General features: G+C 33.3%; 13 protein-coding genes. 6 read left to right on the top strand and 7 right to left on the bottom strand.

Going from position 1 to position 14,095, the window contains the following annotated elements; all coding sequences use genetic code 11:
- Window positions 1-22: 22 nt before the first annotated feature.
- On the top strand, window positions 23-772 hold the full coding sequence (locus tag ACNH59_RS04375; protein WP_418264213.1) for a hypothetical protein: 750 nt from the start codon (window positions 23-25) through the stop codon (window positions 770-772).
- Between the two features lies 1 nt (window position 773).
- Here the strand turns inward: ACNH59_RS04375 and ACNH59_RS04380 are convergent, their stop codons facing one another.
- From ACNH59_RS04380 to ACNH59_RS04395, 4 genes are all read right to left on the bottom strand, one after another.
- A complete protein-coding gene (locus tag ACNH59_RS04380) occupies window positions 774-3,050 on the bottom strand; it encodes a hypothetical protein (protein ID WP_418264214.1) in 2,277 nt (758 codons plus the stop codon).
- A complete protein-coding gene (locus tag ACNH59_RS04385) occupies window positions 3,010-4,053 on the bottom strand; it encodes a hypothetical protein (RefSeq protein WP_418264215.1) in 1,044 nt (347 codons plus the stop codon). The genes ACNH59_RS04380 and ACNH59_RS04385 overlap by 41 nt, the downstream gene beginning before the upstream one ends.
- Window positions 4,054-4,172: 119 nt before the next feature.
- Window positions 4,173-5,399 carry a 2-oxoglutarate dehydrogenase complex dihydrolipoyllysine-residue succinyltransferase gene (odhB, locus tag ACNH59_RS04390; RefSeq protein ID WP_418264216.1) on the bottom strand — a complete coding sequence of 409 codons (1,227 nt, stop codon included), beginning with the start codon at window positions 5,397-5,399 and terminating at the stop codon, window positions 4,173-4,175.
- Between the two features lie 146 nt (window positions 5,400-5,545).
- Window positions 5,546-8,335, bottom strand: coding sequence for a 2-oxoglutarate dehydrogenase E1 component (locus ACNH59_RS04395; protein WP_418264217.1), 2,790 nt, complete (start codon window positions 8,333-8,335; stop codon window positions 5,546-5,548).
- 118 nt (window positions 8,336-8,453) lie between these two features.
- On the opposite strand from ACNH59_RS04395, the gene ACNH59_RS04400 reads away from it, so the two are divergent.
- Together ACNH59_RS04400 and ACNH59_RS04405 are read left to right on the top strand one after the other, a co-directional pair.
- Window positions 8,454-8,999, top strand: a complete 546-nt coding sequence (locus tag ACNH59_RS04400) for a hypothetical protein (protein WP_418264218.1) — start codon at window positions 8,454-8,456, stop codon at window positions 8,997-8,999.
- A 71-nt stretch (window positions 9,000-9,070) separates the two neighbouring features.
- Complete coding sequence (locus tag ACNH59_RS04405; protein WP_418264219.1) at window positions 9,071-9,325, top strand: DUF1905 domain-containing protein; 255 nt, start codon at window positions 9,071-9,073, stop codon at window positions 9,323-9,325.
- Window positions 9,326-9,359: 34 nt separating this feature from the next.
- Here the strand turns inward: ACNH59_RS04405 and ACNH59_RS04410 are convergent, their stop codons facing one another.
- Genes ACNH59_RS04410 through ACNH59_RS04420 form a run of 3 tightly spaced genes read right to left on the bottom strand, consistent with a single transcriptional unit; the run spans window position 9,360 to window position 11,445 of the window.
- Window positions 9,360-9,716 (bottom strand): hypothetical protein, encoded by a 357-nt coding sequence (locus tag ACNH59_RS04410; RefSeq protein WP_418264220.1) that lies wholly within the window; start codon window positions 9,714-9,716, stop codon window positions 9,360-9,362.
- Window positions 9,717-10,445, bottom strand: a complete 729-nt coding sequence (locus tag ACNH59_RS04415) for a hypothetical protein (protein WP_418264221.1) — start codon at window positions 10,443-10,445, stop codon at window positions 9,717-9,719.
- A 25-nt stretch (window positions 10,446-10,470) separates the two neighbouring features.
- Entirely contained in the window at window positions 10,471-11,445 is a 975-nt protein-coding gene (locus ACNH59_RS04420; RefSeq protein ID WP_418264222.1) for a polyprenyl synthetase family protein, read from the bottom strand.
- Between the two features lie 64 nt (window positions 11,446-11,509).
- On the opposite strand from ACNH59_RS04420, the gene ACNH59_RS04425 reads away from it, so the two are divergent.
- The 3 genes from ACNH59_RS04425 to ACNH59_RS04435 are packed head-to-tail and all read left to right on the top strand — an operon-like array spanning window position 11,510 to window position 14,081.
- Window positions 11,510-12,124, top strand: coding sequence for a YceI family protein (locus tag ACNH59_RS04425; RefSeq protein WP_418264223.1), 615 nt, complete (start codon window positions 11,510-11,512; stop codon window positions 12,122-12,124).
- Window positions 12,125-12,141: 17 nt separating this feature from the next.
- Window positions 12,142-12,738, top strand: coding sequence for a TetR/AcrR family transcriptional regulator (locus tag ACNH59_RS04430; protein ID WP_418264224.1), 597 nt, complete (start codon window positions 12,142-12,144; stop codon window positions 12,736-12,738).
- Window positions 12,735-14,081: a TolC family protein gene (locus tag ACNH59_RS04435; protein WP_418264225.1), complete on the top strand. Its 1,347-nt coding sequence runs from the start codon at window positions 12,735-12,737 to the stop codon at window positions 14,079-14,081. Before ACNH59_RS04430 ends, ACNH59_RS04435 begins: the two co-directional genes overlap by 4 nt.
- The last annotated feature ends 14 nt before the right edge of the window (window positions 14,082-14,095 follow it).

Here is a 14,095-nt window from a genome sequence, read left to right on the forward strand (position 1 = left end):
ATCCTCTTAACTCCTTCAAATTATGAAACGTACCAATAAAATACTCGCAGTGGTTTCCGCACTATTATTGTTTTCTTGTTCTGAAGATCAATACACAGATGCTGTGGAAAGCTCAATTATAGATACCGAAAATACGGCAAAACCATCCAGAACGGTAACTTCTAAATTTTGGGATTTTAATAATTTGGACGAATGGGAAGATGCTTCACAAAACATGAATGGATTAATCAACTATTTCACTGAAAATGGGAATCTAAATATCTATACTCGCCCTAATACTTGGGATCGACCTAAGGTCAAATCCATCGCAACTTACACCACTGGAGTTTATACTTGGCGTGTTTATGTACCCGAAATGGGTGTGGGTGACAAAGCCAGTATTGGTGCTTTTTTGTACAATGACGACACCCATGAATTGGACTTTGAAATAGGTTATGGAGCCACGGCCGAACGAAACGCTGTCAATGCTGCTTCTGATGAATTATTAGCTTATATGACCTCTCAAGCGAATCCTTTTCAATCTAAGGTGGTGAAAGTTAAAAGAGCACAATGGTATACTTTATCTATAGAACTAACTTTAAATTCCAAAAACAAATACATCGCCAAATGGAAAATTGGAGGCAATACGGTAAGTAGCTTACAACTGAACTACGGCACTAAGGAAAAATTCAAAATCTTTTGCAGTGTCGAAAACCTGAATTTTATAGGAGATCATATCCCTACTACACAGAACTATGCCTTGTTTGATTTTGTGGAGTATCGCGGGAATTAAATCACCTTCTCGATTCAAAGAATTTTTTCAAATTTTCACATCCAGAAAGTTCAGAACTATATTTAGGGAATGATTTATTGACTCTTTGAGAAAAACTAAAAGTATGTTTTTCCGCATAATCCATCATTCTTAAACAAAGTGCTTTAAATTTAGGAGTTTTGGCATTTTGAAAAGCTAATCGATAATAAGTTACCGCTTTGATTTTATTTCTAAATTCAATTTCATCAATATAGGATTCGTTTATATACTCATCCCAATAAGAACTTGAATTAAAATATCTTCTCATTAACCAGGAGTTTCCATAATCAGACATGTTATAATAGCAATTCCCTAATAGAAAATAGTAATAATCTCGGTCTTTCGTTTTAAGATTGTTAGCTAGATTTTTGTACTTAATGAGTTGTTTTGTAATTGAAAGTTTTGTTACAATAAATTTTTCCTTGTGTTTGATAAAATTTTTAGTGTATTTAAAGTCATAAAATGGATTTTGATCAAATCCTTCATAATAGCTATTCTTTCCTCTTTCCCAAGGGTTGTAGTTTTCATCCCAATATTTATCGCCAAGTGATTTGAAAGTAATGTAAGCTTTGGTAAGTTGATTTTCTCTAATGTATTTTGTTCCTAATAAATCAGTCAAAGTTTCCCTGTCTTTTAGTATTGATTGATAGATGTTTTTTTGAAACTCAGACAAATCTCCTCTTTTAATTCTATTAATAATAATTTGTAATTCATTGGCAGGATATACAAAATCCAAGTAATCAAAATAGTTGTGTAAAACTTCGAGATTTCCTGAAGTTTTAATTCTGTTAGCACGCCATTCTACATCATCATAATCAAATTGTTGAGGATAAATGCGCTCCGATAATGAAATTAGTGCGATGCCATCAGTTATATTTCCTTTGAACTCTAATTCTCTTCCTAATGCAAAAATAAAGCGTTGGTCATTTTTATATTTTAAGATAATTGGTTCTAATTCAGGTTTAATAATTGCATGATTTGATTCTTGGTTTGCTGTTATACATAGTGCTTTTATTTTTTCGATTTCCTCAATAACTTTTTCATTAGCATATTTTTTTTCAAACGAATCTATGTTATTTATGCAAGCATCGTATTGACGACTTATAAATTGTAAATTGATTTCACAAGCTTGCCATAAAATAGGATTTTTTGTTTTATTGTAATCTATTGAAGAAATAAACGCTAAAACTTCTTTCGCATACTGTCTATCGTTTTCTGAGCGGTTTCGTAATGTTTCAGTAGTAGTTTTTTCTGTTTCGTTCCAAAAATATGATTCTGTTGAAGGTGAATAATTTGTGTAAAATGGAGTATATACCCAATCTTCAATTTTGTTAACCTCTCTTAAAAGTAAAAAATCAAGTAAACTTGATTTTGGATTGTGTGCGAAAATTAATTTTAAATAATTAAGGTTTTTATCTGCTTTTTGTACAGAGGCGTAAGCGTAAATATTTGAAATTTCTAATGGATTAGTAGTATGCTTTAGAGCTTCGTCAACATTGAAGTTTTCATGGAAATAATAGTAGCTTGCCTTAGTTTTTTCTGGGCAGTTTGACATTAAATTAGCTACAGATACCATAGCTTTTCCGTCCCAATTTGTGAATGTGTAAAAAAATAAGCTCCAGTTATATAGGTAATCTTTTCGAGTGTCAACAAAATGAGTTTCAAAAATCTCTTTGATTAGTTCTTTTTTGCCAGAATAATAAGCTAATCGAATGGCTAAAAAAGCATATTTACGCTTGAAATAAGAATTTTTCTCTAGAGAGATTATTTTAGTTAATTTTTCTAATAAAGAAAGTCTTTCGTTTATGTAGTTATTTTCATTTCTTTCCCAATAATCTTCGTTGATAAAATTGTTTATGGCCTCACAATTTTTTGCCATTTTTAAGTAAGTAATGGCTTTTTTTTCATTTTTTTTATATAGATATTTGATGAATTCATTATTTGAATTTGGGTTGATATCTGATAAATTTAGATTATTATTAAATTCTTCGATAGCACTAATTTTTACTCTTTTCTTTGTAAAATGAAACCAATCTATAATATTTGCCTCAATATAAATTCTTTCTTGAGTACTATTATTCTCAATCGCAAATCCCCATAGATTAGCATTATAATTAAAGGATTGATAAATAGAGGAATTAAAATATTCTGGTTTTAGGAGGCAATACCGTACATCTTCACCATAAGGTGAATATCCACAGGCAATTACCTCAATATAACTATTTAGAAAAAGAATTATAAAAACTAGATATGCTCTCATAGTCGTATTTTTTGAATGTACTTTGATCTAAATGAAATAATGAAACGGTAATTTTTTCATCTAATTCAATATTGTTTTTAATGATAGTAATTGCTTCTAGAATTTTATCTTTTGAAACTTCTTCACATTTTAATTGATCTCCTTTTCTAAAGTAGGTGTCATAATTATAAGTAGTGTCTTTTGTAATTTCAAACCACAAAGGCTTTATCTCTTTTGCAAATGTTTTAAATTCTGAAGAACTAATATTTAATAATCCTGAAAATCGATTGTTTTGATACCATTGTGTCCAATAATATACTGGTAGTGCTATATCAAGATGTAAAGGGTATTTCTTTTTTACATTCAAATAGGATTTTAATTCCTCAATATCTAAAATGGAATTTTTTTCTTTATTTGAAAGTGGTTTAATCAGATTATAACACATTAATGTTACTTTGTCTACGGGAGGAATTCCCATTACATCGGGATATTTATAGGGATATAATCTTAGTGTACAGCTAATTTCTTTCTTTGAGAGTTCTTTTATTTTTTTTAGCAAATAAAAATATTTGTTCTTTGTTGATTTTGTCCAATCACAGTCTATTTGTATTTCGGAGTAATTATAAAAAGGGTTACCATTGTTTTTTTGATATTTTTCGATTAAAAAAGTGATGTTGTCGGCTAACTTATCTAATGTTTTTTCTGAATTAAATTGAAAAATTTCATTTCTTATAAAAACTACAGGAATGATATTTATTGAATCTAATTTTTCAAATGTGTATGTACTTGGACTGTTTTTTTCATAAGGATAATTTCCTTTTACATCATTATAGTCAACCTCAAACATCTTAAAATATATTTTTTTTATTTTATGATTATTAAGCTCGTTAATAGATGTTTCGTCAAAATAAGACTCTCCCTTCCAGTGATAAAAGGCTTTTTCAATATTTATTGATTTGTTATCTTTTTTTGAACAACTTAAATAAAATAAAATTACAAAGACTAATAAGATATTCTTTTTCATAATAGGAATGTTATAGTGTAAATTTATGTCTTTTTATCAGATATATGGTACAAAAAAATCCCGATTTTTTCAATCGGGATTTTGTAGGCTAACACTTCGATAAGCTAAGTGTGACAGTATTAAAGTTCCAATGCTTTTTTAGGATTGTTATCCATCAATAATTCGATTGGGTTTTCTAAAGCTTCTTTTACAGCAACTAAGAAACCAACTGACTCACGACCGTCGATGATTCTGTGGTCATAAGAAAGTGCTACATACATCATTGGGTGAATTTCAACCTTACCGTTTACAGCAATCGGACGCTCAATAATGTTGTGCATTCCTAAGATTCCTGACTGAGGAGGGTTGATAATTGGAGTAGATAACATTGATCCAAATACACCACCGTTAGTGATTGTAAATGTACCACCTGTCATATCATCTACAGTGATTTGTCCGTCACGTGCTTTGATAGCTAATCTTTTGATTTCAGCTTCTACACCACGGAAAGTTAAATTCTCAGCGTTACGCACTACAGGAACCATCAAACCTTTTGGTCCTGAAACCGCGATAGAAATATCACAGAAATCAAAAGCAATTTTGTGATCACCATCCATCATAGAGTTTACATCTGGATACAATTGTAAGGCTCTTGTAACTGCTTTAGTAAAGAAAGACATGAATCCAAGACCAACACCACCGTGTTTTGCTTTGAATGCATCTTTGTATTCATTACGAATATTGTTAATAGGCGTCATGTTTACTTCATTAAAAGTAGTCAACATCGCTGTTTCGTTTTTAGCCGAAACCAAACGCTCTGCTACTTTACGACGTAACATAGATAATTTTGTACGCTCTACACCACGGCTACCACCTGTTGGAGTTCCCATAGAAGGAACTGCATTCACAGCGTCTTCTTTAGTGATTCTTCCTGCTTTTCCAGTTCCTGTTACCGCTGCTGGAGCTATATTTTTTTCGTCTAATATTTTTTTAGCTGCTGGTGAAGGAGTTCCTGCTGCATAAGATGGCGCTGCTGCTGGGGCAGGTGCCGCCGCTGGAGCTGGAGCTGCTTTTGGTGCTTCAGCTGCTGGAGTCGCTGCTGGCGCTGCCGCAGAACCATTTGGTTTCGCTGCTGCAGTGTCGATATGACAAACTACTGCTCCTACTGCTACTGCATCACCTTCTTCGGCTTTTAGGGTGATAACACCACTTGCTTCTGCAGGTAATTCTAATGTCGCTTTGTCTGAATCAACTTCAGCAATCGCTTGATCTTTTTCAACATAGTCACCATCCTGTACTAACCAAGTGGCGATTTCAACTTCTTTAATAGATTCCCCTGGTGATGGAACTTTCATTTCTAAAATCATGTCCTTATATTTTAAATTATGAATTTTATTTTTTAATCGTTATTATTTGCAATTGGCTCTAGCCCTGATGGAAGCGGCATCCTTTTTCTTTTTTTTCTTTAAAAAAGAAAAAGATATAGCGGACAGCAGGAAATAGCTCCAAATTTTTATCTAAATAAATTTTTATCAAATACCATACGGATAGCATCTGCATGACGGCGTTTTGCTCTTGTATAACTTCCCGCTGCTGGTGCAGAGTATGCTTTCAACGAAGCCAATCTCCATTTTACTAAATCAAAGTTAGCCAACATATATGTATAAGCTCCCATGTTTTTAGGCTCTTCTTGCGCCCAAACATAATCATCTGCATTTGGATACTGTGCAATGATTGCTTTTAATTGCTCTACTGGTAATGGGAATAATTGCTCAATACGAACTACTGCTACATCTTTGCGACCGTTATTTTCTCTTTCAGCAGTAATATCGTAGTAGAATTTACCTGTACAGAAAACCAATGTTTTTACGTCTTTTTTGTTTACAGTTGTATCGTCAATAGTTTCTTGGAATTCTCCATTTGCTATTTCGTCTACAGTTGATACGCATCTTGGATCACGCAACAAACTTTTTGGAGAGAATACTACTAATGGTTTACGGAATTTCGTTTTCATTTGTCTTCTCAACAAGTGGAAGAAGTTGGCTGGTGTCGTACAATCCGCTACGTACATATTGTGACGTGCACATAACTGTAAGTAACGCTCCATACGTGCCGAAGAGTGCTCAGCACCTTGTCCTTCGTATCCGTGTGGCAATAACATCACCAATCCGTTTTGATTGTTCCATTTATCTTCTCCACAAGAGATGTATTGGTCAATCATAATTTGAGCTCCATTAGAGAAATCACCAAACTGTGCTTCCCAAATGGTCAATGCATTTGGATTTGCCAAAGCATAACCATAATCAAATCCTAATACTCCATACTCAGATAAGAAAGAGTTGAAGATATAGAAGTTTCCTTTTTTGTTTTCAATATTGTTTAGCAATACTACTTCTTCCTCTGAATCTTCTACTTTAACGACTGCATGACGGTGTGAGAATGTACCACGCTCAACATCTTGTCCTGAGATACGAATATCATATCCTTCTGTCAATAAAGTACCGTAAGCTAAGGTCTCAGCAGTACCCCAATCAACCGCATTGTTATCATAAACTGTTCGTCTATCGTTAACAATTTTGGTGATTTTATTAATGAATTTTTTATCAGCTGGCAAGTTAGATACTGTTTTGATAATAGAATCCAAAGTTGATTTTTCAACCTTAGTATCTACTTTCTTCAACATTACATCATCTGAAACTTGCTCAAAACCTTTCCACTCATTTTGCATAAATGGAGTAATCACAGTCAAATCTTTTTTTCGAGAAGCCTCTAAATTATGATCTAAATCATCTTTGTATTCTTTCTCTAAAGTTTTAACCAATCCAGCATCAATAATGCCTTCTGATAATAATTTTTCAGCATATAATTCTCTTGGATTTCTATGCTTAGCAATAATTTTATATAATAATGGCTGTGTAAAACGAGGTTCATCACCTTCATTATGACCGTATTTTCTATATCCTAATAAATCAATAAATACGTCACGACCAAACTCCATTCTAAAGTCTAATGCAAACTGCATGGCATGAACTACTGATTCAGCATCATCTGCATTTACGTGCAATACTGGAGACAAAGTTACTTTAGCGACATCAGTACAATAGGTAGAAGAACGCGCGTCTAAATAGTTCGTTGTAAAACCAACTTGGTTATTGATTACAATATGGATTGTTCCACCTGTTTTATAACCATCTAACTGTGCCATTTGGATGATTTCATAAAGAATCCCCTGACCTGCAATCGCAGCATCACCGTGAACGGCAATAGGTAATACTTTAGAAAAATCGTCAGCAAAATATTTATCTTGTTTTGCTCTTGTGATTCCTTCAATAACAGCTCCTACCGTTTCTAAGTGAGAAGGGTTTGGTGCTAAATTGATATTGATTTTTTTACCTGTACTGGTGATTTTATCAGCCGTAAGTCCTAAGTGGTATTTTACGTCACCATCAAAATATTCTTGATCGTAATCTTTACCGTCAAATTCTCCAAAAATATCCTGAGTAGATTTTCCGAAGATATTAGCTAGAACATTCAAACGACCACGGTGCGCCATACCCATAACAAACTGCTCCACTCCTTTTTCAGCTGCTCTTTCAATTAAAGCATCCAAAGCTGGAATAATTGTTTCCCCTCCTTCAAGAGAGAAACGTTTTTGACCTACATATTTAGTATGCAAAAAGTTTTCAAATGAAACCGCTTGATTTAATTTATTTAAAATCGCTTTTTTCTGGTCTGCAGAAAAAGTGGGTTGATTTTCATTAATACTTAATTTATTCTGAATCCACTCTACAATTTCAGGTTTACGAATGTACATGTACTCTACCCCGATATGCTGACAATACACTTTAGTCAAGTGGTCGATAATTTGAGATAAAGAAGAAGGTTGTAAACCTAATAATTTTGCAGCATCAAATACAGTACTCAAGTCAGACGAAGCAAGTCCGAAATTCTCCAAATCTAAATTAGGAGCAAAAGTTCTGCGCTCTCTTACAGGATTTGTTTTGGTAAACAAGTGCCCTCTTGAGCGGTAGCCTTCGATTAGCTTAACCACTTTAAACTCTTTTTGAAGTTGTTCTGAAAGCTTGCTATTATCAACAGGAGCAGCTGCTACTGAGGATACTGAAGCGGAAGAATTACTATATTGAACTGGATTTTCCTCATTATACGTTTCCATTCCAAAGTCGAAACCTTGAAAAAAACTTCTCCAGCTAGGCTCTACGCTATCTGGATTCTCTAAATATTGATCGTATAATTGAGCAAAAAATTCGGTATGTGCTGCGTTTAAAAATGAAAACCTATCCATAATATGAGTGAATGTACTTTTTGTTAAATAGTTTGGCAAAAATACAATAATCCATTATATCTGAATCTATTTTTTAAGTACTTTTACGTGAAGATTTGTTAAAAAAAAATACAAAACCATGAAAAATAATCACCGTTCACGCTTTTCAAACCGTTATTTAATTTTAACGATACTTTTTGTTAGTTTTTCGTTGACTGCCCAATTCCAAAACAGAAATACAAATAATTCAAATAATTTTTGGGATAACGTCCAGTTTGGAGGTGGTTTAGGTCTGAGTATTGGGTCTGGATATACAGATATTTCTGTTGCTCCTTCTGCCATTTATAATGTTAATCAATATTTTTCAATCGGATTAGGCGCTCAATATACCTACGCTAAACAGAGAAACTTTTATACTTCCAATCTTTACGGCGGTAGCTTAATTACTTTATTCAATCCACTGCCTGAAATTCAACTTTCTGCTGAGCTAGAACAACTACGTGTCAATGTAAGTGGTATTTCACCTAATAATTTCACTGATAATTTCTGGAACACAGGCTTGTTTCTTGGAGCAGGATACCGAAGTGGCAACGCAACAATTGGCGTTCGATACAATGTTTTATTCAAAGAAAACAATCGCGCTTACAGTGATGCCTTCATGCCTTTTGTCCGATTTTATTTTTAGAAATACATCTAACGCTCCAATTACCCCTATCAGTCTAAACTTAGCGAATACTTCGCAATCCCCTATTTAAAATGGATAAACCGTTAGTTGATAAAAACTATTTATTAGAAAAATTTCCTGGAAAAGGCGGCTGGACTAATGCAGCAATACCTGAAATTTTACAAAACAAAAACAATCCCTTCGGCTGGGTCACTGTCAAAGGAAGTATTGATTCATTCAAAATACACCATTTCAAACTTATGCCAATGGTAAGGACCCGAATATTACAACTGCCAGACGATACCTTATTTAGTTATTTTTCAAGAATTAAAAAGACTATTCACTAGCTACACAAACCAACAGCCTATTGCAATCAAACAACTAACGATATTTATTTCTGAACCATACTTTTTGCCATTCTCTTTTTAAGATTAAAAAGGCAACTTGCTCAGCCAAAACAACCAAATCAGAACCATCTAAAGCTTTGATTTGCTCTTCTGGCACGTCAATGATATAAAGAAGGTTTAAATATTCAGCAAATTTATACTGAATCATGCGGTAGATTTTTTCGTGTAACTGAATCTTAAGTTCTTCAGGAGAAACACTTTTAGGAAAATCAATTCCTTCATTGGCCAAGTTAAAATCTTTATTAATTTGTTCAATCAAATTAAGATACAAAGATTCTTGCGCTGCTTCTTGAAGCAATAATTCAGTCGATTTTGGAGCGATGAAGTTCATTTACTTTAATTTATTATTATCCCAAACTTTGACGATTTTAGCCAGCAACACATCTCCACCTGCGTAGAAAAAAACAGCACCCATCGGAGGATTAGAAGTTGGAATGTATCCAAAAACATTAGGCACCCAAGCCCAACATTGAAAGTACGTCCCCACCAGTTCTATATAAATCACACATAGTGCTATGAAGCAATACAAATTTTGCCATTTTTTTCGTTTTAATAACCAAAAAAAAAGAACCCCAAAAACTAACGAAAAATAATCTTTTAGAAATATTCCCACTCCTAAAAACAAAACTGCAAAAAATACCAGAAAATATTTCCTCAAATGCAGTTCTTTTTCAAAAGACCAAACAGTATGTGCATACACATATCCAGAAGCATATACAATAGCATGTCCAAAAGGCACATACAAAGGAATCATAGGAGTGCGATACTCATACATTCCAAGTAATTTACAAAAAATAAGTTCTCCAATATAGGAAAGCCCGACCATTACCAACATCAGTTTTCGAAGCGGTACATTTGAAACCAAATAAAAACCAGCAAAATATAATAGTGCTAAGACATTGGTAATCTGCCTGCCGTCAAAATACTGATGCGCAAAGGAAACCGAATCAATTCCTAAAGCCAAAATCGTAAAAAAAGGAAATAAACAAGCATAAACCAATTGCATTTTTGCACTGGCATACCTTTCTTCTCTAAAAAAAGCCGTTACGATACTGCTCATTACCATTAATTAAAAATATTTTTTCTTACGCTTTCCTCTTCATTAAATTTTCTCCAAAAGCTTTTAAAATTTCCTTTTTAGTCACTTCTACTTCCATTTTATCCAAGGTAGCAAAAGCCTTCAAGGTATACTCTTCAATAGCTTCTTGAGTCAAAACATCAGCACCAGAACGAACAAAAATAGCTTTTACTTGCTCTATTTTTTCTGTATTATCCTCTAATTGTTGACCAAATAAAGAATACAATTGGATTTGATCTTCAGCGCTTGCATTAGCCATCGCTTTGAGGAACAAATACGTTTTTTTATTCTCAATGATGTCTCCTCCTACTTGCTTTCCAAAGGTTTCTGGATTCCCAAAAGCATCTAAATAATCATCCTGTAATTGAAAAGCCAAACCTAAATTAAGTCCGAATTCGTAAATCAAATTGGCGTTTTCAGACGAAGTTTCAGCAATAATAGCCCCCATTTTCATAGCTGCAGCAACTAAAACAGCAGTTTTGTACTCAATCATTTTTAGATATTGCGGTATGGTAACATCAGTACGTGTTTCAAAATCCACATCCCATTGTTGTCCTTCACAAACTTCTAATGCCGTTTTGCTGAACAACTTAGCCAAATCTCTAAATATGATTGGTTCGTATTGTTCAAAATATTGATACGCCAAAATTAACATCGCATCACCAGAGAGAATTCCAGTGTTAATATCCCATTTTTCATGTACCGTTACATTCCCACGACGCAAAGGTGCATCATCCATAATATCATCATGAACCAACGAAAAATTATGAAAAACCTCAACTGCCATAGCTGCTGGAAGTGCTTTTTGATAATTTGCATTAAAAACCTCAGCTGCCATCAAAGTCAATATAGGTCGCATTCTTTTTCCTCCTAAACCTACTATATATTGTATGGGTTCGTAAAGGTTTTTGGGTTCTTTATCTATAGTTTGATTTTTTAAATAGTTGACAAAAAACTCTTGGTATTGTACAATAGAATGCATAAAAAATAATTTTCGGCTAATTTACAGTATTCACACTGGATTACAAACCCCTGTATCCAATCAAATGTTAAAAAAACATAAATACCATGGAAACTATTTTGGTGTTAAAAGTTTCCTTCCTACATTTGCAGCATTAATTATATTAGAAATCATGAGAATGGCAACAAATTGGATTTTAGATTCAGAACAATCAGATGTGTTAATAAAAATCAAACATTCGATTATTGCTTATATAGCGGGAACTAGCCATAAATTCAAAGGTAATGTGGAAATCAAAGACGATAACATTGAAAATGCCTCTATTGAATTTTCATTAGACGTTAACAACAAAGATTCAAAAATAGAACCTATAGACTCCCCACTAAACATCAATGATTTTATAGAAACTGAAGCATACCCTATCATCAATTTCAAATCGACTTCCTTCCAGAAAGTAAACAAAAACATCAACTTCTTAAAAGGAAATTTGACCGTAAAAAACATTACAAAAGTAATTGAATTAGACACCGAATTTTTAGGGTACAACTTTTATAACGGAGTCCGAAAAGCTTCTTTTGAAGTAAAAGGCACCATCAATAGAAACGATTTTGACTTAAAAACCAATTCCATTTTTCAAAAAGACGGCATCATGCTTGGGCAAGACTTACGCATTGAAGCCAATCTAGAATTTACAGCATAAAAGAAATAGAAATGACCATGAAGGAGAAAATAATCAAAAAAGCGAGTGAGCTTTTCCTAAAACTAGGTTTTAAAAGCATTACCATGGACGATATCGCCTGTGAAATGTGCATCTCAAAAAAAACAATTTACAAATACTTTTGCAACAAAGAAGCGTTAATTAAAGAAAGTACGACTCATGTTCACAAGGAAGTTCACCTAATAATCGAATCGATTACCAGTGCAAATAACAATGCGATTGCAGAAAACTTTGAAATTCGAAAAATGTTTAGTGATATGTTTCAATCCAGTGACACCTCTCCTATTTATCAATTAAAAAAACATTATCCAGAAATTTACAATGAAGTTTTAGCCGTTGAAATAAATGAATGCAGCAAATGTTTTAGACAAAATATTGAAAAAGGAATAGCATCAGGATTGTATCGAGCAGATTTAGACATTGATGCTTATGTGCAATTTTACTACACCCTAATATTCAGCATCAACGAAAACACGAGTTCAGAGAAAGAAGCACAAAGACTAGAACTCAAAGCCTTAGAATACCACACTCGAGCCATGGCAACCTCAAAAGGAATTATAGAACTTGAAAAACAATTAGAAAACCATACTTTATGATAAAGAAACACTTATTACTAACGGCTATTTTTTTAATAGCATCCTTAACAAAGGCACAGGAAACAACAAAATCCTATTCCTACAGTTTAGAGCAAGCCATTGTTCACGCTCTTGAGCATAATTATTCTGTCATTAATTCTGGACGTGATATTGAAGCGGCAAAACAAAAAAAATGGGAAACTACAGCAGCGGGATTACCACAAATTAATGGTACAGTTGATTACCAAAATAATTTTTCGTTCCAGCAACAAGGAGTTTCTGGAGGAGGTCCATTTGGAGGTGACCCAGGCTCTATTTCGACTTTTGCTTTTGGAACTAAACACAATATGAATGCCACAGCAACTTTAAGTCAATTGTTATTTGATGGTACTTATATTGTTGCTTTACAAGCATCCAAAACCTATTTGAAGTATTATGAAAATGCGAAAAGAAAAACAGATATTGAAGTCAAAGAAATGGTTATCAATGCCTATGGAAATGTACTCCTAGCACAAGAAAGCATTGCCATCTTAACCAAAAATAAAACGACATTAGAAAAAACATTAGCCGATACTAAAGAAACTTTCAAATATGGCTTAATAGAAGAGGAAAATGTGGAACAACTCCAAATCACTTTAGCTTCGGTCAACAGTAATTTGAACAACACCAAGCGACTGTTAGAGATTTCCAATAACATGCTAAAAATAACTTTAGGTATCGACATTAACGACCAACTTATTGTTACTGACAAATTAGAAAACTTGACGCGCTCTAGCCTAGGTACGGCACTAACATTGAATGAGTTCAACAGCAATGACAATATTGATTTCCAAATTGCCACTAATTTTCAAAAACAAAGAGAGTTAGAATACAAATTAGAAAGAAGCAGAGCTTTGCCTACTCTTGCAGCCAATGTAAATTTTGGTTACAACTCTTTTGCAAATGAGTTTACCTTTTTCTCAACAAACCAAAAGTGGTTGAATTATTCTAATCTTGGAGTTCGCTTATCCGTACCCATCTTTAGCAGTTTTTCCTACCGTGCCAAAACGCAACAAGCTAAAATTGCCTTTGAACAAGCTACCACTCAATTAAATGAAGCAGATCAAAAATTGAAATTGCAATATGCCAATGCCAAAAGTGAGTTTGATTTTAGTGTCGAAGAATTAGCAACTGCCAAAAACAATTTAGCTCTAGCAGAAAGAATCGAGAAAAAACAGCAAATTAAATTCAAAGAAGGTTTGTCTTCTAGTTTTGATTTCAGTGAAGCACAAAGACAATTATACAGCACACAACAACAATACTTGCAATCCATGATTAATATTATCAACAAAAAAGCAAGTTTAGAAAAATTAAACAACAAATAACAATCAGCAATAAA

The sequence above is a fragment of the Flavobacterium faecale genome (assembly GCF_048320115.1).
Lineage (GTDB): Bacteria > Bacteroidota > Bacteroidia > Flavobacteriales > Flavobacteriaceae > Flavobacterium > Flavobacterium faecale_A.